This is a genomic window from Paenibacillus sp. J2R1T-4 (genome assembly GCF_059692235.1).
The window spans coordinates 100,839-123,123 of the sequence record NZ_JCAUBA010000019.1; the positions used below are offsets into that span (position 1 = coordinate 100,839).

The following is a 22,285-nucleotide window of genomic DNA, read 5'->3' on the forward strand; positions in this document are numbered from 1 at the left end:
ATACCCCTCCATAATGATTCCCTATTTTTTGTATGCGCTTTCTTTAAAGCGTTTTCAGAATACCATCTGTTAGCGTGTGTTGGGAAGTTTATGGAGATTAGTTGCAATAACGCCGTTTTGAACATTTTGTTCATATTGTTCACGGAAGCGGGTAACCCTATTAGGGTCTAAATGATAACGCTTTATGTTACAATACAAACGAAACGGGGGTCTGCATGGCAAATGAAGCTGCAAACCAAGCTTATCTTAATTATTTGTTCGTTCCTTTCCATGGTGATCATCAGTTTAGGAAGTATATTTTATTACATTATGACCACGACACTTGAAGATCAAATTGGAACGCGTGCCTTAACTGTCGCTGAAACCTTTGCTAATATGCCCGACATTCGTCATGCTTTTCAAACTTCCGACCCGTCCAAGATCATCCAGCCTATCGCCGAAAGTATCCGCGAAAAAACCGATGCCGAGTACATCGTTGTCGGGAACCGCGAAGGCATTCGGTACTCACATCCGCTGCCTGAACGAATTGGCCAAACAATGGTCGGCGGCGACAACGGTCCTGTCTTGGAAGGGCAGTCGATTATTTCCAGAGCCGTAGGTTCTCTTGGACCTTCACTTCGCGGCAAAACTCCTGTTTTTGATGATCACGGCGATGTCATCGGCATTGTATCAGTCGGATTTCTTACGAAGGATATCGATACCCTAACAGCCGCTTATCAAACGCGTATCGAACAGATTTCGCTAATCGTCCTTGCCGTTGGTCTCATCGGTTCCGTGCTTATCGCCCGTAACGTCCGAAGCTCTATTCATGGACTTGAGCCTAAGGAAATCGGGGAGCTGTATACCGAAAAACAAGCTATCCTGCAAACCATCCGCGAGGGTATTATCGCCGTAAATCGAGATGGCATCATCACGATGGCGAACCGCTATGCCTTGCAGCTTCTACAGCTGCCACTCAGTACCGAAATCACTGGCAGACACATTGAAGATATTATCCCGAACACCCGACTGAATGAGGTGGTACGCACGGGAGAAGCCGAGTTCGACCGTGAAATGCTTATCGGAGATCATGACGTCATCGTCAACCGTGTACCGATCGTCAGCCGGAAACACGGTGTTACCGGCGCAGTTTCGAGCTTCCGAAGCAAATCTGAGCTTTATCGTCTGGCCGAAGAGCTCTCTCAGGTGAAACGCTTCGCAGAAGCACTGCGTGCTCAGACGCATGAGTTCTCAAACAAACTGTATGTCATATCCGGGCTCATCCAGCTGGAATCGTATCAAGAAGCTGTCGATCTCATCTCCAAGGAATCGGATGTGCACCAGAATTGGGTGCAGTTCATCATGCACGAAATCCCTGATCCGATGATCGGGGGACTGTTAATTGGCAAATTCAATCATGCGCAGGAACTGAAACTAACATTTGAAATTGACCGTGAAAGCTCGTTTGCGGATATCCCTGAGGAGATCGATCGAAATTTGCTGGTCACGATTATCGGAAACTTGATTGATAATGCCATGGAAGCAGTTCTATCAAGCGGGGAACAGACAGCGCCTTATGTCAAACTATTTTTAACCGATCTCGGCGAAGATTTGATTATCGAATGCGAGGACTGCGGCATCGGCATTCCAGACGAAGTGGCTAATGCGGTGTTTGAGAAAGGCTTCTCCACCAAAGCAGGCGAGCATCGAGGCATCGGTCTAGCCTTAGTCCAGCATGCCGTACGCAAGCTGAACGGATACGTAACTTTCCATAAAAATTCAGAAAGAGGCACCATTTTCACCGTCGCCATACCGAAACATCCAATTTCTACAGAAAGGAGTCCCCGCCATGAACCTGGAACACCAACAACCAACAATTGAAGTTCTAATTATTGAAGACGATGTGAAAATCGCCGAAATTAACCGAAGGTTTATTGAAAAAGTAGACAGCTTTCACGTTGTCGGAATTGCCACAGACGATGTTCAGGCCAAAGAACAGCTAGACATATTACGGCCAAATCTAGTTCTTCTGGATGTTTATTTTCCTGGCGCAAACGGATTGGAAATGCTGTCTTATATCCGTCAACATTACCGGGATACGGACGTCATTATGATCACAGCGGCCAAAGAGGTCGAGGCCATACGGGAAGCTGTCCGCAGCGGAGCGTTCGACTATATCATGAAACCGCTCATTTTTAATCGGCTGCAGGAAACGCTTCTGCGTTATCTGGATTTTCACCGCGAGCTGAATCGTTTGAATAACACCCTAACAATCAATCAAAGCGATGTCGATCGCCTATTGTCCGGTTCGGGTAAAAAGGATTCCCGCTCCGAGATTTCCTTCCTCCCCAAGGGCATCGACAAATTAACGCTTGTGAAAATCGTTCAGGCGATTTCGGCCGCGGCAAGGGGGATGACAGCGGATCAAATCGCCAAAGAAATTGGCGTCAGTCGTTCGACGGGACGCCGCTATTTGGAGTATTTGGTCAGCTCGGGCGAAGTTTTCGCCGATTTGACCTATGGCGTCGTTGGGCGCCCCGAGAGGGTGTATCGTAAAAAGAATCGTGACTGAAATATGTTGTCTACTATTATTGGGGGAGAGTGACTGAACATGGAGCTTCGTCTGCGCGGCCATCATCTGGTGTGTGCGAAGCGGGGATTCGAAGAATACAACAAGGAGAGGGACTGTCCCCTCTCCCTTGTTAACGATCTAAGTTAGTCGTTTCTCATGTAGGTCAAGCTTCTACGCCCCAAGTTGAACAGCAAGGCACAAAAGTGTATGTTAGAGTCACAAAACAAATTTACCTTGACTCGGAGGCACAAATGCTCACATTCGAAGAAAAGCTGGCTATACTGGATTCCTTTCCAGAATTACAACGCAAAGACGTGTCACTTAAACGTGTTAATTATCACTTTGATGACAGTGCCTATGATAAAAAAATCGTAGCCTATCACATGCATCCGAACGGCAACGGCTATATATATGCCGGCCACCTTGCAGGTTATTCGACGGACGACAAAGGCTTCGTTAACATTCGGGATTATTCGGCTGAAGAGCTTCTCAATCTAATTGAGCAATCGATCCGCTCCCTCGCGGGAACTGGCATAGAGAAAACGGCTCCTGTTAGGAGTGAAAGCAAGCAGCAGGAACGTTGGATTGGACCGGATGATCATATTCTCGTTGTTACATTTTCAGATGAATTGTGGTACGTGTATTCAGGTGTCATTCTGGAGTCCGCTTTTGAAACGTATGAAGAACTTGAAGTGTATATGGAAGAGGAAGCTTTCACACGCCTGTAGACTGCGGATGTTGATCCATCCCCGTTAATTGGCGATTCTTCGAGGGAGAAGAACTTTGCGAACAACGAGTGACAGCCCTCCTATCAAGTATAGATACCTCGCATCAATCAGCCTTTTCATCATAGCGGCGAAATGCCCTTTGATCTTCCTTTGTTTCAATAGGCCTACCGCTTTTCTTTTGCCTAATGATGCCACCACTCCTTTGTTATCAAAGACGAAGGGGTGCATAGGCTGACGACGAATTTTACGAGTTAAATTATGCGCAACGTTAAAAGCCTGTTGGACAGCAATTTGCGCATTGGCAGGGTAGGGTCTTCCCTCTGGATCTGTTACCAATGAACAATCACCGATAATAAACACCTCTGGATACGGATAGGATTGCATATACTCATCCACTTTTACACGACCTCTAAATGCTTCAAAGCCTGCCGCCTCCAAAAGACGATTACCGCGTACCCCGCCTGTCCATATGACCGTTTTGGATCGGATGAATTCTCCATCTCCTAACAGAACCCCGTCAGGTGAACATTCTTTTATCGGTGTGCCCAGCTTATATATAACCCCTTTGCTGCGCAGTACCTCCATCCCATTTTCAACTAAATCGGCAGGCAAGCCTGGGGGTAATGCAGAGGGAGATGCTTCAATATTGTAGATTCTCACATCAGCCGGGTTAACGTCATATTCTTTGCATAGAAACGGGACCCGATCAGCAAGCTCGCCAACAAACTCTGTACCTGTGAACCCTGCTCCCCCAACAACGATAGTCAAATATTCCATGCGAGACGGCTGCGTCTTATACTTCGCAAACATGTATTCAATATGCTGACGGATGAGCCGAACACTGTTAATGCTCCTTATCGGGAATGCGTGTTCCTCCAGCCCAGGAATGCCGAAGGTTTCTGGATCACTGCCTAGACCTATCACGAGATAATCATAAGACAGAGTCTGATCCTCCAGGATTACTTTCTTCTCTTCAGGTTTGATTGCAAGAACGGTGGATTTGATGAAATGCACTTTTTTCTTATGGATTAGCTTCGTAATGGGCACACGAGCATTCTCAGGATGATCTGTGCCTGCAGCTGGCATGTGCAAATGTGTAGTGAGGAAATGATAATCATGCTTATTAACCAATGTAACTCTGGCTTTCTTATTGTTCAGCTTCTTCTGAAGCCTTATTGCGGTGACTAGTCCCCCATAACCTGCCCCAAGGATTAGGATTTCAGGTACTTTGTTCATAGAGATTCCCCCCATAAGTTCTGTTTCTGATTTATGAAATAGATTGTGAAAAAATGCACGTACTACTTTAAAAAAATAAGGTATAGTTTATTCGTTCGTGTGCTCGTGGGCTTGCTTGTGAATTAAATCACAATATCGTATTACTTACATCGTAATACAATTTCCTCCTATTGTATATAGGCTTTTGCATGCTATTGCATACATTGACGACACCATGTTCCCATCACAAATACTTAATCTCTTTATCCACGAATAAGGGAACTGCATTCCTCTATTTCGTACAAACAGATTAGTCTTGTGATAATAGGGGAGCTATTGTCCCTTAGTCTGTGAAATGACCTAATATCTTAAACATTCCAGATTATTAGGGAAGTCAGTTCCCCTATTCTTGCCAGCAAAACTACTATAATTTAAATACGAAATGTGAGGTCCCTTATTATCAGAATAGAATAACTGCTTATACGATCTGCACATATATTCCTAACCCAAATAAGCCCCTCAAAGAGGGACCTATCTATCTGCTATTCTATCAATCTACACTCTGCACAACCTGACACTATAATTTCTTTTCCCATGCTTGCAAATATGGATAGGGATCTGTAGCTACCCAGGAACCGGTATCTGTTTTATACATCCCAAAATGCAAATGTGACTCGAATTGTCCTTCAGTCCCTTCAGGTCCGTAGCCGGTATTGCCTACGTATCCGAGCAGCTGCCCTTTGGTAATCGAATCGCCCAATTTCAAGCCTTCGGCATATTTGGAGAGATGGGCGTAATAGAGAACCGTGGAGTCATCTGCTTGAATCGTAACCCGCCAGCCTCCATAAGTATTCCAACCGAGTCGAATAACTTTCCCGACCGTGGCGCTGTATACGGGAGTTCCTTTTGCCGCATTGATATCAACGCCCTCATGGCTTCGTACCGTTGGGGCATCAGGCGACCAAGTCCTTGCTATCGCGAAGCTGTTGGTGTAAGGCTGGTAGGTCCCTTTTCCAAGCGGGAATCTCCCATCCGATAGGTTTGTACTAGCGGTGGTCAGCTTAGGGGGAGTGTTATTCAGAATTGGAATATGTATATTCAGTCCTCCCCAGATATTGTTCGGGTTCCAAATCTGCGGATTGGCGTTAATTAACGCTGAGAGCGGTATGCCAAACTTGTTGCTGATGATCCACATGGTATCATTCGATTGTGTTATGTAATCAAATGATTTGACCGGTATGTGCAGCTTCTGATTCGGATAGATGAAATCCGAACTAAGACCGTTCCAAGACTTAAGCTCTGTTACTGTTGTTCCGTTTGCCGTTGCGATCTTCCATAATGAGTCCCCCGGCTTCACCATGTAGCTGGCTGCCAATGATGGGCTGGCAAATAAGGTCATGCCTAGTACAGTTCCTGCTAGAGACATCTTGATCGTTTTCTTCATGCTGTCATCTCCCTTTTTCATGAGGTATCTGTATCATACCCTGCATGACGGACGAAATGAAAGCGCTAATAATTTCCACTGGACAATCCCATTTATAGCGAGATTACAGGCTCGACGACGGTAAGCGTGTTATTGATTGTGTTCAGATTGACCGTAGCCCCGATGGGTAAAGCTGCTTTGTATTCACCATGTCCGGTAGCTAAATTCGTCATTAACGGTTTTCCTAGCGGAACGAGGAAGGTTCGGATCAAGTTCTCGTAATCTACATTATAAGCAACCGGACAGCTAGTGCATTGTCCCATTATAATACCTGCGCAAGCATCGAGCTTCCCTGCCAGTTTAAGATGAAGCAAATAGCGATATACGGTGTTGATCGGTTCATGGGTTTCTTCAAGGAACAATATTTTGCCCCGCATGTCGATATCATACCTGGTTCCCAAAATACCGACCAATGAAGTGAGATTTCCACCGACTAGTATTCCAGTTACATTGCCTCGCACAAGACTGATAAGAGGCCTCCCAGGCGGGTTTTCAATGATTCTGCGGGCAGCATAGACTGAGGTCATGGCAAAAAACTGATTGAAGTTGTAATCCGGTGTGCTCGCTTTGAAATCGATCAGCAGCAAGCTGTGTAATGTGATCAGATCGATGTAATTATACAAGACGTTCAAGAGCACCGTGATATCACTGTATCCGCTGATCCATTTCGGATTGCGTGCAATTTCGGAATAGTTCAGGTAAGGTAATATCCCAGCAACTCCAACCCCTCCCCTCGAGGGCAGGATCAGCCTAACCTCCTTGTTGAGGAACATACTCATTAAATCTGCTGCACGCTCTTGGTCAGTAGCTGCCAAAAAGCCGTTCCAATTGTAAACGTACTTCCCTATCACAACCTTAAATCCCATAGCCTCGAGTGTCTGTATTCTTGCATTGATGATAGAAGGATCCAATGGACTGCCTAACGTCACAATTCCTACGGTATCGCCCGATCGCAGGATCGGCGGTCTAATCGGCATCGTTCTCCCTCCCCATGCATGGACTGTTGCATAAAATGCAAAAGACCCCTAATCATCAGGATTTATGCGGGAAGCAGCCAATTTATGCCTGGGAAGCAGAAAAACAAATAAAAATAGCCCCTCTAAGGGCTATTCAGGAGGTGCGCTATTCACAGTTGTATTTCTTACAAATTGTATTCAGGATGTTGGAAAATGGATTTCTTTACCCGCTCTTGCCATCAAAAATAAACTACGCGTCCCTCATCGGCTGACAATCTCGCTTTCAGACAAGCCTCCGTTACCATAAAGGATTGTTCAGCGCTAACCATACACTTCCCGGCACCCCGAACCTGCTGCAGGAAATCGACGAAGCTTTCCTGTTCCGCTAGTAAAGGTACTTCTTGAATGCCAGCTACTTGTTCACTTATCAAATACACTTTATTATCAAGCACTTCCAGAATTCCTTTCGTTCCTGCGACTCTGATTCTGTCATCAGCATGATTAGGCGCCTGCTTCGGCCTCAGGTAATCAATGTTAACCGAACCAAAAACTTCATTGGTGAATGTAAAATGGCAAAGACCGGTAGCCTCTAACTCACCATGGCCGTTATTAGATCTTGTCGAATGAGAGGCAAAGACCGAAAGAAACTGTTCACCGCTCAACGCGTACATCCAATCAATCGCATGGCTTCCAACCCATGGTATCGTACCACCATAGGTTTCGCGTTTCCGATACAACTCACTGCGCTCGCCTAATCGGTATGATTTTTGCGCATTCATTAACCTTATTTCGCCGATACTTCCTTCTTGCAAAAGTTTGTTAGCCGTTAAGAACCAAGGGGTATAACGAATGCCGAACATGGCCGCCAAGTGTGCATCGGATTTCTTATAGGCAGCCTTTACTATTTCGAGATCCTCCAAAGTGGTCGCTATCGGTTTTTCAACAAAGACATGCATGCCTCTGTTAAGCGCCTCAACTGTGACAGAAGCATGATCGTTAAAATGACAGGCAACTGCCACAATGTCGGGCATCAGTTGATCGAGCATATCAATAACGCTTTCAAATTTTCGAGGCGAATATCCATAATCAATGGCCGTACGGTATAGCCCTTCAACGTCTTCACCATGAGATCCTGGAGCGATACCGACCAGTTCCGCATCTTGTTGTCCACGCAAACCTTTCAACACATATCCTGTGTGACCTACAGAACCTACTATGCAAATTTTCAAGAGAAAACCTCCAACATCTCAATATTAAGTTGAACGAGCTCCGACCTGATAAAAAAATGATGAGTACCCTACAAATAGCCCCTCCTAAGGGCTATTTAATAGTGTTACTCGTATAGTTAAATCACTATCTCCGTCAAATCCGTATATATCTTGGCAAACATCACTTCGTCTGCTGCTTTTAACTGGCGGATCAAGCGTAAGTTGCGGCTAACGATGCAGGTAGAGCCATCTGCTTCATGAACCGCTTGAATAAAGCCCATAAATTTCTCCATCTCTTCGTCTGACAGCTTTTCCAGTTCAAAATTGAACACTACCTTGAGCGGTTTCACATAGACGAAGCCTTGGAGCGCCATTTGAATGGATTGCAAAGCGGATTCGTCCATTTTGGGAAAAACGGAAACAATGAAGATTCCATTCTTATTATCTATAGTAAATGGAACTTCTTGCGGTGCTCCGCCAGGAACCTCCAAAGCCCTACCCGCATAACCTTCCGAGCCCCGCTGATCCGAACTCGGTAAATCCAGCACGTCATTAATCGTCGACAGAACCTTCTCCAGGGTGACCGGCTTGAGAATATAATGCATGGCTCCATTCTGGATCGCTTCAAACACCATATTCTTCTGATCCAGGGAGCTGATCATGATGATTTTGGCATGGGGATAGGTCGCGATTATTTTCTTCAACGCCTCGATCCCGTTCATAACTGGCATTGTGATATCCATGGTGACGAGGTCCGGCAGGTGCTTCGCATATTCGCGATAGGCCTCAATACCGTTCACTGCTTCCGCAACAACGGTATGCCCCGCTTCAGCAAGCAGAACCTTCAGGTTCCGGCGCATTAGAATCGAATCGTCTACAACTAATATATTGGCCATTCTCTCATCCTCTTTTCATGATTACAAAACTGATCTGCATGGAGCCGTGACTGCCTTCGAGCGTACATGTCCATATTTGGGAGTCTGCGTATTTCACGGATGCTCCTCCGGTGTAGATCGTTATCGGTGACTCCATAATGATATATTCGGAGAAGGCCCCAAATATTTTTAGAGAGTTGCCTAATAATATATTCGCTGTCTCGGCAAGCGTATCCTCCACCAACTGCTCTTCTTCCTCCGGACTAAGCGCAAGCGCATCGAGCACTATTCCTTGAACCATCTCTCGGGACAGCCGCTCATCAACGCTCATGACGAAGAAGCCTTCTACTGCCCCTTTAATGCCTACAAAGGCGGTCACGTTCTTAAGCGTTAATTTGTCTGCTGCGTTAGATTGGAAACACTCATCCGCTCGAAGCGACAATCCGGCGAATTGCTCCAAATACTGCTTAGCATGGCCGATCATCGGGTTCAAGGTGTCTGGATAATGGATTAGCTGCTCAGCGTTCAACTCCTCATAGGGCAGATGGAGCCGGAATGTAGTTCCCCTGCCAACCTCAGTCAACACCTCAATCGTGCCTTTGAGCTTCTCAACCTCTGCTTTGACGGATGATAGACCGATCCCCCGGCCGGAAATATCACTAACATGCTCTTTTGTCGAGAATTCATCGTGAAATATAAGTTCGATTGCCGCTTGATCGGTAAGCTGATCAGCTGCCTCCTGGGTGCATATTCCTTTGTCCACAGCGCGTTGGCGAATCCTGCCAGCATCAATGCCTGAACCGTCGTCACTCAGCTCCATGACGATTCCTTTATCCTTAAGCTCAATACGGCAACCAATCGTAGCGACTTCATCCTTGCCGGCTTCAAGCCGCTCGTCAATAGGTTCTATAGCATGATCGATCATGTTGCGGAACACATGAATCAAACTGCGGCTGAAATCATAGTAAATTTCTGTCTCGGCAGGAAAGTCTCCACCGCTGATAGTGATAGGATGAATGAGCTTCTCCATTCTTTCTGAGAGTCCATTCACATATTCCGGATAAGCTTTCATCAGCTCATGGAATGACTTGTATCTGAGCTTACGGAGATCCGGCAAGAGCAGCTTGCATTCATTGGGTGACAGAATCGTAAGCATCTTACGCTCGATCTCCATAATCTTGTTCTTGTCGATCATGAGCAGATCCTCTTGATTGAAGAACGATTCTCCTAGTACCGACTGAAGTACAGCCAAATCCTCCTTCAACCATTCCCCAATACGAAGCTCTCTGAGACACAGTCCCATCTCTTCTTCAGTCAGCTCATCCGCTCTGCGTATCAACAGACTAAGCTCAGACTCCGCTTCATGCAGGATGTTCACGACATGAATAAGCCCAAATTGCGAGAAATTGCCCTTATATGTATGGATGTCCCGGTACAACATAAGCAGCTTCGACTTCATGGAATCTTCCCCGCGAAGCAGCTCAGGAAGCTCGAACTCGTAGAACAAACGGAAGTCTCGTACGCAATCGTTGAAGTCGCCATAATTGACAATCACCTTCACGACCATCTTGAGGATATTCCGTTCGTGCTCCATTTGACTTTGCAGCTCACGCTTCTCGGTAATATCGGTAAGGATAACCATAATCGATTCTGCGGCTTCGCCTTCCGTACCTTGTATCATTTTATAGTCCAAATGAATACTGCGTTGGTTAATAACAATTTCATCGGTTAACAGAGGAAAATAAATGGCCCTTTTGTGCGGATCCGTCTCGGAGAACAGCTTGTTCAACAAATTGTCCAAAAATCGGCGCTGCTCTTCATCTTCATTCACCAACAGCTCAGGAAATCCCACACCCGCTATTTCGCGGTCGAAGATGGAGGAGCATTCTAGACTATACTCCGGATCAACGAGAAGACTGCTGCCGAAGGTCAGAAAGCCTTGTCCTGCATTATCCAGCAGGTTTCGAATCGACTTGCCGGTTCGGATCAACTGGACCTGCGCCTCCTGCAGCAGCTGTTTGGAGGTCGTTAATTCTTCATTTTGCGCTTCCAACTCTTCATTCTGATCTTCCAGGACATCTTTTTGCTGCTGCAGAATTTCGCTGTAATCTTTCATTTTATCCATAATCATATTAGTAGCTGCTGCTAGATCCTGTATTTCCCTTAGCGGCTTGTGCAATTCAATCTTGCTATCCATCGCCGTAGATTCACGGGAAATCTCTCCCATTCTTGTGATGAGCTGATCAAGCGGATTCAATACCGGTATGGAAATCAGCTTTCCTATGAATCTTGAAATTAGTAAAGAGACAAGCACAAGAACGATAAAACCTACAGCAAACATCACAAATAGAGCCACTGTAAATTGGGGAGCGACCATAGCCCTGACTTGTCCGATTTCGGTACCGCTTGAATTGATCAAAGGAACCGATGTCTCGATCGTATAAAAGCTGATCAGATGGCGTACGAGACCGGAAGACTCCATGCTCATCAACTGACTTTCGTTGGAGTACTGCTTCTTGCCGTTCAGCTCAATATGCATCTCGATAAAAGTGAAGTCTTCTGCAAATAAAATGATTTTATTGATCTCAGACTCGGACTCCGGCTGTTTTTCTGCAAATGCTTTTTTATCGGCAACAGGTATGTACGTTTCAAGCTTCGTTAAATGATCCATACTGCGAACCCACTCTTCCCCATAGGGCTGCGCAGAATCAAACTGCTCCAGACTAGCCAACTCGTATTGCTTCAAAAAGGCCTCCGAATTCATCTCTCGAGCGACCGAGGCGCTTGTGAAGTTGGATACAAAGCTGGAAACCGGCTTCAATAGAAAGGAAACCCCTATGAGGACAGCTGTGCTGAATAACAAAATACTAATGACGGAAGCCAAATAGATCGTACGGCTGATCCGTTTCTTCAATGTTCTTCGATTGGATTGCGGCTTCATGTTGGTCGCCTCTCTTCGGAAATAAACTTCTGCAGTCTAGGACTAATGTCGTATGTCTCATCTGATTGTAGTACTTTCGATAGATTCCGACAATCCTTAATCATTTCAGGTTATAAACGAACATGTTGCTGTAAAAAAGTACGTATTCAAACCGTATTTTCATCAGTACGATCAAGATAAAAGACTTGCGATCTGGAAAGGTTTCCTAAACCTACTGAGGAGATTCTGAACATGAGTGAAAGCAGGAAAAACTTATATCCCGTTTACTTGGTTCATGATATAGAAAACGCTTTCAAGATTGAGTTTACAAACTCCTTCTACATCGCCGATATGTTGTTCCGTAAGCCGAGCTTGAACCGGGAAGCCATCCCCGTATCATCCGTCCATTGAGCAGATTATTAAGGAAGGTATGGTGGAGTTAATCGGACGTAATTGAGTTAGAATAACCCGGCCGTTGGCTAGGTCCGCGCGCGAGGGCAATTGGCTCGTTAGGAAAGAGCGTTGAGATTTTGGCCACAAGGGCTTATAGATTAGGAGAAAGAAAACCCAGCATGGGCTATTGAGACCGATGCTGGGTTTTTGCTGTTATTAGTGAACAGTAGTTGTCGCTGTTGCTTTGTTGTTGGCCGGCATTTGCGGACTTCCAGAGGCTGGAACGAACGTGTTCAGCATTGTTGTCATATCGGAAGCTTCCATTTGCGGTACTTGGTAGTAAGCATTTTTGTTTTGGTACAAGAAAATTTCATATGCCATTTCGATAAAATTCTGTACTTGAGAAGCTAGTACACGACGTACGACAGGATTCGTTACTTCAGTGGCACTCATCGTCAGAAGCGACGCATGGGTTTTAACCAAGCCGATCATAAACCCGCTTATACCTGCATCGTTCACTTCAGCCAATGATTGATTCGGCTTTTTCGGCTGCATTTGTTTCATACCATAAATCGGCTGCATCATTTCTTTTATCATATACGTTGACGTTTCCTGGCTCGGTTTCTGCCCCGTCGTAAAACATTCTGCAGTCAGGTTGTACTGGGAGAGCATGAAATTATATTGACGATCCAGAATGTCCAGCAGTTCTTGATCTTGTACAAACTGTCTGTAAATCATGAATTGATCCAACACATGAATACTGCAGCCTAACACCTCGTGCATATCAAAAAGCTCATGACCCCCATGATTCATTTGCTGCGTGCCTTGTGTCTGGTTGCTGTATTGTGTTTGCTGCTGCATCTCGATATCTCCTTTAATGTTTGTGTGAGGTAACTTCAATAATATAAGTGTTATAGGAGTGATTTATGCATGAACGGGCTGAATGATCTTTTTTGGTTAGGGAACGATACGGATGGAGGTGGGAAAATGCAAATAAAAAAAGTGTTGATACTGCTTTTGTTATTTCCTTTGTTTTTTGGAATTTCTACTACTGCTGATGCTGAGCGTTACGCTGAGTCGTTTCAAATACAAGGGGAAACCGACCAGTCGGGCACTATTGAACCTTTTAGACGCGGCGGATATCGTTCTCCATCTCGAAGCTATAACCCTGGTGTAGGAAATCCCGGCCGTACAACCCCAACAAGACCAGATAATGCGGTTCGCAATCCAACTAGAATGACGCCTGCACCACGAACGGGTTTTGGCGGATTTTTTGGCGGGTTGTTCGGGGGATTGGCATTGGGAACGATCCTGGGATCGCTGTTCAATCCATTTGCCGGTTTTTCACTCGGTGCTCCTTTTCTTTCGCTGCTTAGCTTCGCTTTGTGGCTCATCTTAATTATTGTTGTCGTTCGTATAGTGCGCAGGTCAAAGCGTAAAGAATATTAATTGAAACGTTCGCTTATCGTGAAACGGAAGACAAACTCCTAGTAAAGGGTTTGTCTTTTTTTTGTTAGTCCTGATCGATCGTCAGAAGAATAACAGCGACCTCTCCCTTTATATAAATCGGGAAGAGATCGCCGCACTACTGGATTGTGAATTCAAGCTCATGGACCTGCCCGTCATCGAACAAGTCGATATAGGCGCCATCTTCCTCATGCTTCACGAATACAGAAGCTTGTACATCCGTTTGCTGCAAATGTTCACCGCTGCTGCCTTTGCCGTTTTTGACGGTAATAGCAAAATATGTTTTTCCGTACCGGTAGCGGACGGAATATTCAGGCCATTCCGCCGGAATGCAAGGCCGGATATATAGTCTCTCCCCTTCGCGGCGAAGGCCGAGAATCCATTCGATGCCAGCCTGATACATCCATCCTGCTGCACCCGTATACCAGGTCCAACCGGCACGCCCTTCATGCGGCGACGCCGTGTACACATCTGCGGCCATTGCGTAGGGCTCCCCGATATAACGGAGTACCTCTTTCGACGTTTTCGTATGCGCCACCGGGTTCATAATATGAAACAGCTCGAAAGCTTTTCCTCCATGACCTAGCTGACACCATGCGATTATGCTCCAGATCACGCCATGTGTATACTGCCCTCCATTCTCGCGAATACCCGGAGGATAACCTTGAATGTAACCGGGACTTGGAGAACTCCGGTCAAACGGCGGGTCGAGCAAGCGGGCTACCGACAGGTTACGATCTACCAGCTCACGGTCGAACGCCTGCATCGCTTGTGCGGCTTTCTCTGCTGGCGCCGCTCCCGAGAGAACCGACCACGATTGGGCGATCGCGTCGATACGGCATTCCTGGTTACGGATCGAACCTATCCATTCCGCACTATCGGTGAACGCTCTCCGGTACCATTGTCCATCCCAAGCGTATTTGTCTGCAGCCGCAGACAGCTGCTTTTTGCTCTCCAGGTATCGTTCTGCCCGCTCCAGATCACCGCGAAGACGACAATATTCCGAGAACCGCTCAAGAACATCGCATAAAAACCAGGCTAGCCACACGCTTTCTCCTCGTCCTTCTGCTCCGATACGGCTCATGCCGTCATTCCAATCACCAATTCCGATCAGCGGAAGCCCATGCTCCCCTAATCTCAGCAAAGCCCGCTCGATTGCGCGTAGACTATGTTCATACACATCGGCGCTCTGCTGAGATATCTGTGTAATCTCGTAGCGTTCGTGCTCATCTGCACCCAGAGGATCGCTGTATAGAAAATGGACCTGTTCCTCAAGAATCCGGTCGTCCTGCGTATGCTCGATATATCTTGAGACAGCATAAGGCAACCACAGGTAATCGTCGGAGAATCGAGTACGAATCCCGCGGCCTGTTTCCTCATGCCACCAATGCTGCACATCGCCTTCCTCATATTGGTGCGCGGCATGCAGCACTATCTGTGCTCGGGTAAGATCTGGACGTGTATGAAGAAGCGCGAGCGAATCCTGAAGTTGATCCCGAAACCCGTAAGCTCCTCCTGCCTGATAAAATGCCGCCCGAGCCCACATTCTGCAGCAGAGTGTCTGATAAAGCAACCAACCGTTCAGTAGAAGATCCATCTCTTTGGAAGGACTTGACACCACGATCTGCTCCGTAACCTCTTCCCAGAATCGGGTTGCTTGTACGAAAGCCTCTTGGCATATACGGGTATCACTGTATGTTTCCGCAAGGCTAACGGCCGCTTCACGCGAATCCTCACAGCCGAGCACCACATAGATAACTTTCTCTGCATCGGGTTCAAGCGTTAACTGGATTTGTATCGCACTGCAAGATTCAGAGGAGATACCCGTTCTACCGGAAAGCCTCTCCCGATTCAGTGCAGCGGGTTGCTTATGCGTGCCATTGCGGCCGATAAACTCCCAGCGGTCTCCAGTCCATGAATATTCGTTAGAGACCGAACCTTCGGAATCGGCAGTTGGATCCAGTTGCGGATAGACACCCAAAAAGGCGGTGGCACCTCTGAAATGCTCCTGATACGTGTTGTGCGCCTGTAAAGTACGGGTATGGTCGTCCCATTCCGTAACGATAAAGGAGGCATTCGCTTCGCGCCGGACCCCCAACACCCATTCCGCGTAATACGTAAAGGACAAGCGCCGCGGGATCGAAGTTCGGTTTCTCACCCTGATTTCTATAACCTTGACCGGATCTTCTTGCGGGACAAACACTGTCGCCTCGTGCAGCACGCCGATTCTCTCATGACGGAACCTTGTATATCCGCGCGCATGGGTAACCTCATAAGCTTGATCCACTGGAGCACCCGATGGGAATATAGTCCATACTTCTCCGCTCTCCTCATCGCGCCAATAGCCCATTTCCCCGGGAGGATCAAGCACAGGATCGTTGGACCATGGCGTAAGCTTGCATTCCCTGCTGTTTCGCCACCAGGAGTAGCCTGTCCCTTGCTCAGAAACAAGACAGCCAAATCGCGGATTGGCCAGTACATTTATCCATGGCGCAGGCAGAGGATGATTGTTTTGGAGCAATATTCGATATTCGCGTCCATCAGGAGTAAATCCCCCCCACCCATTAAAAAACAGCAAAGCGTTCCTGTTATCGCTTAAAGTAGGATCGTATCGGATCAGCCGTTTATGGGAAACAAGGGGCTCAGGCAGAACGTTGTGATCTGCGGGCCATCGGAGCTGTGCTTTCAGGCTTCGGCCGTTCGCTATCATCATCAAATGCGCAACCGAAATCAGCAGTGTCAGGTCTTCCTCCGGCAGGGTATTGCCGCTTATAACGAATACGCCTCCCAATTGGCCGCGTTGTTGCACGCCTTCCTGCGCTGCCCGTTGCAGCGCATCCTGCAAATCCTGCTGGTATCCTCCCGGAGATTCATTCAACAGCACCAGGTCAAAGAAGATTCCCATTCGGCGCAAATATTCGTATCCTGCAAGCAGCTTCACAACAAACGGTAAATGCTCCCGATTGGCGATTCGAACAAGAAGAATTGGACGGTCACCCGATATCCCATACGACCAAAGAGCGGATTGGCTTTTACGGTTACGTGCGATGCTTTCCTGCTGCTCTTTCCCAAGCGGCGAGCGATACAACAGCCGGCCGGCCAAACGGTGGAAATCCGCTGCTTCCGAGGCAGTAAGATGCAGATGCCGCAACTCGATCTGATTTCTAGTCCAAGCAAGCTGAAACGTTCGCTCGATCGACGAATTCGCTGAACAACGATCAACAATCTCCATCACTTCTTCTTTCGAATAACCGATACACGTAATGGCGAACAGTTGCATCTGTTGCCCCGGCTCTATGGCCAAGCGCTGCCGCATGACAAACACCGGATCCGTCACGGCACCAACTGTCCCGAGCAAACGGGAATCGATTCCCTTAGGACGGGATCGACTAAACCCGCGGCCTATAAATTTGGCTCGGTCCGTTTCTATTTCTGCCGGACCCAGAGTTGCGCCTCCGGGTACGAGCGCATGCGCCGCCCAAAGCGGCTTCTCCTCGTCATGGCGCGGCCTCCGTCGAGCCAACAAGCACCCTGCTGCCTGATTGTAGGCCGTCTCCACGAACAATTTACTGAAGGCCGGATGCGCATCGTCCACTCTCGGAGTGGCCATCACGATTTCCGTATATGTCGTTACCTCCATGATCCTCGTTTCGGCGCCGGTGTTCGTAAGAGTCAGTCTCCTCACATCTGCATTCCGTTCCGGGGACACGCCAATTTCCAGGCTTGTCCGAATATCGCCGTCTTCACGCTGAAATGTGACGCGATCAAGCGCAAACTGAACGCGTTGTTCCGCAGAGGGAACGCGGCACGGTTGAAACCCGGGTGACCACATCTTGTCCTGAGTCACATCGCGAATGTAGACAAAGCTCCCCCAGTCCTCTTTCACTATATCTTCGCTCCACCGTGTCAGAGCCAATTCCCCAAAGCGGATGAATCCGCTGCCGCTGTCCGTTACCATCGTCGTGATGCTTCCATTGGAAAGGATACCAATCTCGGGTACAGGCGCCGGACCTTCGGGGAGATGGCTCTCCCGCATGGGGGCACCATTCTGTGTCAGATCCTTGCCTTCCGAGTACGTCCGGTTCATGGCTGGATGTTTGATCATTTTGGGTCGCGCTGGTATGCGTTCCTGAAGCAGCAGCTCCGCAGCTTGAACGCGCTTGTCGGCGTGAAAGCGGTCCGTCATGCTCTGCGGCAGCAGCAGGTTGGCAAGGGAAAGGAGACTCATGCCTTGATGGTGGGCCATAAAGCTGCGAATGACTCTAAAAGATTCTTCCTTCGGCAATCGCTCGGTCGTATAATCAATGGCCTCAAAGTAACCGTACACCCCTCGGGCGTCGAGCGTATCGAGCTTGCGCAGGTTCTCGATCCCGGACCGTTTGGCAAAAGGCAGAGCCAAGATCGATGCATAAGGGGCTATCACCAGATCTTTCTCGAGCCCACGCTGAAATCCGAGCCCGGGAACACCGAAAGCCCGATACTGGTAGTTCAACTGGTGGTCATACGCATAATAACCGGATTCCGAAATACCAAACGGCACATCCCGCTGCCGCGCATATTCGATTTGCCGTTTCACGACGGCCTGATAGGTATCACTCCAGACCGTTCGCCGATATGTGCGCATGAACAGACTGGGCATCAAATACTCGAACATCGTTCCCGACCACGAGAGCAGCGCTATTCGCCGTCCGTAACTGGTCATAGTTCGCCCTAATCTGAACCAGTGGGCTACTGGAACATGTCCCAGGGCAATTGCTATAAAGCTGGTCTGTCTTGATTCCGATGCCATAAGATCATAGAGAACAGGGTCCAACCGGTTGAGCGATGCATCGTAGCCTAATGAAAACAGCATCGTTTTGGGATCGAACAGCGGAGCGAATTCCGTCTTTTCAACCAAAGTCTCTATACGCCCAATCAACCATTTTCCCCGCGTCAACCAATCACTTTCTTCTGTTTCCACCTCGGCATCCGTTACGGTCCGAACAGATTCCTTATGCTTCCCTTCAAATTCAAGCCATTGCGCCAGTCCTTCTTTGACTGCAATCAAACAGCAAATAAAGTTACCGGAATCCACACTGGATACATACTTCGGTTGCAGCGTTTCGAGCGTGGTCGTATCGATCCAGTTGAATAAATGCCCATTCCATGTTTCCAGTCGTTCCACGGTTTCGATCGTGCGCTCCAAGCGCATAACGAGTTCGGACGTATGAATAAACCCAAAATCCCGGGCAGCTAGGGCAGAGGCCATATATAATCCGATATTGGTAGGCGATGTACGGTGTGCGGTTCCATTCGGCGGGTCGATTTGCACGTTGTCTGGGGGAAGCCAATGATCTTGCTCCGTTACACTGTCCTCAAAAAATCGCCAAATCTGTTCTGCCAGCTTCCTCAACCCATCCTGCTCGATCTCGGTAAGCGTCTCCTCAGGTAGTGGTTGGGGTTTGTTCAGCCAAAGTATCAGGATTGGAGCCAACGCCCAAATAACTGCCAGGACAAGCCCAGCCACTCTGGGTCCCGCAGCCTGTTGAGTTGCTGCAGCGAGCGCACTGAGTAAAACTAGTACGTATCCACCCTTCATCCCAAGCATTATCGGTTGCCGTACACTCCGACTTCGGCGCTGTACTTCTGCAGAGCTGACCCATTCCAGCAGATTGCGTTTGGATACGAATAAACGATATAAGGTTTTGCCGATCGCATCCAGCATCAGAACGGTTTGAAATGGCAATACCGCAAGCTGAACCGCGACCTGTCCGGCAATAATCCCTAGACCGCGAAGGTTAGCAAATAGATGCCGAATGGCCATGCAATGGCGGATGGCGGGCAAAAACAAAGTGGCAAGCACCACGATCAGCCACCGCCCGGCATTCCCGGGGAGTATCGTCAACCCTAGACACAGAATCGCAAATAATGCCGGCGGCATTAGGCTTCTACGCATGTTGTCAATAATTTGCCATCGGGTTAGGGAAGACAAATCTACTGGTAAAGACGTTCCCCTACGATCGCATAAACGGGGGAGCAGCCAGCAGAGCAATTGCCAGTCACCCCGTACCCAGCGGTGCAATCTTTTCTGATAGGTGTCGAAGGCAGCAGGCTGATCATCTAATAACTCCATGTCAGAGAGCAAGCCAGCACGCAGAAAGCCGCCTTCCAACAAATCGTGACTGAGGACGCGATTCTCCGGAATCCGGTCACACAGCAGCTGTGCAAATACATCTACATCGAATATTCCTTTTCCTGTGAAAATACCTTCCCCCAGTCCGTCCTGGTAGGGATCGGATACGGCAAAGGCGTATGGATCGATTCCCGGCGCACCCGACCATAGTGAAGTAAGGCGAGATTGCATGGCTCCAGCGTAACTGGTAGCGATGCGAGGCTGGAGCACCCCGTATCCCTCGATTACTCGGGTACGCTTTTCATTCAACCGCGGCCGGTTATATGGCAAATGGAGGGCAGCGATCATTCGTTGCGCGCTGCCTAACGGAAGCTGCGTGTCGGCGTCGAGCGTGATTAGATAACGAATCTTCTTAAACCAAGTTTTGTCTCCTGTTATTACATCGTAAGTAGTGTCCATGCGTCCGCGCAGTAATTCCACAAACTCCACCAATTTGCCTCGCTTGCGCTCCCATCCCATCCATACCTCTTGGGACGGATTCCACAATCTGCGTCGCTGAAAAAGATAAAATTTGCTGTCACCGGAGCTAGTGTACTTAGCGTTCAGTGCTTTGATCTTCTCCTGTGCAGCTTCCACAACAAGCGAATCCTCTGGAAGACGCTCTTCCTTGGCGTCGCCGAAATCTCCCAGCAATGCGAAGTAAATATTCGGATCGCGGCTCGCCAAATAATGCAGCTCCAGCCGATCCGTCAATTCCTTTACTTCTTCCGGAGTCGACCAAATGACAGGAACGATGATCATCGCAGCCGCATCCTCTGGAATGCCGTTGGAAAATTCGTATCGCAGTAAAGGGGACGGCTTGCTGCGGCACTCGATCAGCCAATGAACGGCCGTAACGCCCCATTCGCTTGCAGGCAGCAATAATGCGCCCAGCACGATGATCCACTCTGACAGCTCATTGGCCATGCCGCTCCCTATCCACCAAGCGAAGCCGATCAATGCCAGCACGAAGCAGAAGATTAGCAGAGTAAAGTAAGACTCAGCTCCCTGCTTTCCCCAACCAACTGACAGATTGCGCCTTGATGTGCCGCACATCGCAAGCGCTTGCCGCAGCCGCTTTATCCCATCCGCTTCAAGCAGGTAATAGGCGGCGATTCCACGACGCGGCAGTTCATCCGAAGTGCTGTTGACTGATGACTGAGTTATCTCACATGCCTGCTCAAATACGTGCTCGTATTCGTTATCCGCCAGCTCTACGGCCTGTTCAGCAACTCTGCTCTCCGGAACACCGAAGCGGCGGGCCAATTTCTCCACTCGCTTACGCAGCAGATCGCGGCTTGTGGCATCCAACTGCGGGTAGATGCCTGAGCGTTCCTCAAGCAACACATGCTCGACCAGACTGAATCTCGCGAAAGCTTCATGCCAGTTCAACCGTTCGATTTTGCGCAGACTTCCGATCAAGTTACCTGTTTGCACTTGATAAGCGGCCTGCATTTGATATTCGTAGGACTGGATTCGGTCAAGACTATCCATTCCGTTCTCCAATTTGCACTTCAGCCATTCACGCACAATGGCAGAATCGTCCTCCCATTCACGCAGATGGCTGACCAGATGAACAATCAGAGGTCCAGACAGCGGCACTTCCAATCCTGCACGTTCAAGAGCCGCGTTCAACGCTGCAGGGTCCGACTGGAATGGTTTGATAGTCGACATTAATTGTTCCACGAACATGCAGACATCACGTCGTTCGCGAACATGGTCTGCTATTTGGGCAAGCCGGCTCAACAGGGCAATACGCAAAAATATCGGAAGAGCCCATACCTCCGCAATGGTCAGCACCGAGATCTCCTGATAACTCCGTATATAAGCAACAAACGAATCTTCGTCGAGTTCTCCTTCTGTCTGCGTCAAATATTCGATACAGAGAGGCAGCAGACGGGGTACTCGATTTTTGATCAGCTGCGGCAATTTGTTCAACAAATGTTTGCCAAGTTGGTCCCGCACAACCAGGGATTGCTCCAGAATGAACCCTGCGTGATCCAGCAGCCATTCTTCTGCTGGTTGGGAGCATAGAGCACCGCAGCTCTGCAGAGAAAATATGAAACGTTCAATTTTGTCCGTCTCGTTATGAAATTCCCGCAAGAAATGGTTTGACGGTCGCAGGCTTACTCGGGAATCATCTGTCAATGCTAGTTCATGAGCTCTTTGGCGAAGCTTCTCTAAATTCAGTGTCATAGGTTCTCCTAGTAATTACGATTAGAAAAGCCACCTGCGAATACTTCAAATTCGCAAAGCGGCCTTTAAATGCTTTAGTCTCTTATACACCTTAGTTTTGAACAGTACTGTATAAGCCCATCCCAATTTCCCCAGATGCAAC

Annotated in this window: 12 protein-coding genes and 1 pseudogene; 5 read left to right on the forward strand and 8 right to left on the reverse strand. The window is 48.1% G+C overall.

The annotated features are described in order from the left end of the window. The first annotated feature begins 222 nt into the window (after window positions 1-222). The 3 genes from AC58QD_RS25590 to AC58QD_RS25600 all read left to right on the forward strand — a co-directional run bounded on the left by AC58QD_RS25590 (window position 223) and on the right by AC58QD_RS25600 (window position 3,279). The gene (locus AC58QD_RS25590; protein WP_497337863.1) at window positions 223-1,860 is read left to right on the forward strand and encodes an ATP-binding protein; all 1,638 of its coding nucleotides are present in this window, start codon (window positions 223-225) and stop codon (window positions 1,858-1,860) included. Further along, the gene (locus AC58QD_RS25595) at window positions 1,829-2,551 is read left to right on the forward strand and encodes a response regulator (protein ID WP_497337864.1); all 723 of its coding nucleotides are present in this window, start codon (window positions 1,829-1,831) and stop codon (window positions 2,549-2,551) included. The genes AC58QD_RS25590 and AC58QD_RS25595 overlap by 32 nt, the downstream gene beginning before the upstream one ends. A 251-nt stretch (window positions 2,552-2,802) precedes the next feature. Next, entirely contained in the window at window positions 2,803-3,279 is a 477-nt protein-coding gene (locus tag AC58QD_RS25600; RefSeq protein WP_497337865.1) for a hypothetical protein, read from the forward strand. Window positions 3,280-3,303: 24 nt separating this feature from the next. Here the strand turns inward: AC58QD_RS25600 and AC58QD_RS25605 are convergent, their stop codons facing one another. From AC58QD_RS25605 to AC58QD_RS25630, 6 genes and pseudogenes are all read right to left on the reverse strand, one after another. Beyond that, a complete protein-coding gene (locus AC58QD_RS25605) occupies window positions 3,304-4,515 on the reverse strand; it encodes an NAD(P)/FAD-dependent oxidoreductase (protein ID WP_497337866.1) in 1,212 nt (403 codons plus the stop codon). Window positions 4,516-5,071: 556 nt separating this feature from the next. Beyond that, window positions 5,072-5,938: a LysM peptidoglycan-binding domain-containing protein gene (locus AC58QD_RS25610; protein WP_497337867.1), complete on the reverse strand. Its 867-nt coding sequence runs from the start codon at window positions 5,936-5,938 to the stop codon at window positions 5,072-5,074. Between the two features lie 92 nt (window positions 5,939-6,030). After that, window positions 6,031-6,954 carry a S66 peptidase family protein gene (locus tag AC58QD_RS25615; RefSeq protein WP_497337868.1) on the reverse strand — a complete coding sequence of 308 codons (924 nt, stop codon included), beginning with the start codon at window positions 6,952-6,954 and terminating at the stop codon, window positions 6,031-6,033. 218 nt (window positions 6,955-7,172) lie between these two features. Beyond that, on the reverse strand, window positions 7,173-8,162 hold the full coding sequence (locus AC58QD_RS25620; RefSeq protein WP_497337869.1) for a Gfo/Idh/MocA family protein: 990 nt from the start codon (window positions 8,160-8,162) through the stop codon (window positions 7,173-7,175). Window positions 8,163-8,683: 521 nt separating this feature from the next. Next, window positions 8,684-9,037 (reverse strand): annotated as a pseudogene (locus tag AC58QD_RS25625) (response regulator); the annotation flags it as partial. A 4-nt stretch (window positions 9,038-9,041) separates the two neighbouring features. After that, entirely contained in the window at window positions 9,042-11,957 is a 2,916-nt protein-coding gene (locus AC58QD_RS25630) for an ATP-binding protein (protein ID WP_497337870.1), read from the reverse strand. A 231-nt stretch (window positions 11,958-12,188) separates the two neighbouring features. On the opposite strand from AC58QD_RS25630, the gene AC58QD_RS25635 reads away from it, so the two are divergent. Further along, a complete protein-coding gene (locus AC58QD_RS25635; RefSeq protein WP_497337871.1) occupies window positions 12,189-12,347 on the forward strand; it encodes a hypothetical protein in 159 nt (52 codons plus the stop codon). Window positions 12,348-12,545: 198 nt separating this feature from the next. On the opposite strand, the gene AC58QD_RS25640 is transcribed toward AC58QD_RS25635, so the two are convergent. Next, window positions 12,546-13,190, reverse strand: coding sequence for a spore coat protein (locus AC58QD_RS25640; protein ID WP_497337872.1), 645 nt, complete (start codon window positions 13,188-13,190; stop codon window positions 12,546-12,548). A gap of 69 nt (window positions 13,191-13,259) precedes the next feature. On the opposite strand from AC58QD_RS25640, the gene AC58QD_RS25645 reads away from it, so the two are divergent. Next, a complete protein-coding gene (locus AC58QD_RS25645) occupies window positions 13,260-13,778 on the forward strand; it encodes a hypothetical protein (protein WP_497337873.1) in 519 nt (172 codons plus the stop codon). A 136-nt stretch (window positions 13,779-13,914) separates the two neighbouring features. Here the strand turns inward: AC58QD_RS25645 and AC58QD_RS25650 are convergent, their stop codons facing one another. After that, window positions 13,915-22,143, reverse strand: a complete 8,229-nt coding sequence (locus AC58QD_RS25650) for a glycoside hydrolase family 94 protein (RefSeq protein ID WP_497337874.1) — start codon at window positions 22,141-22,143, stop codon at window positions 13,915-13,917. Window positions 22,144-22,285 lie beyond the last annotated feature (142 nt).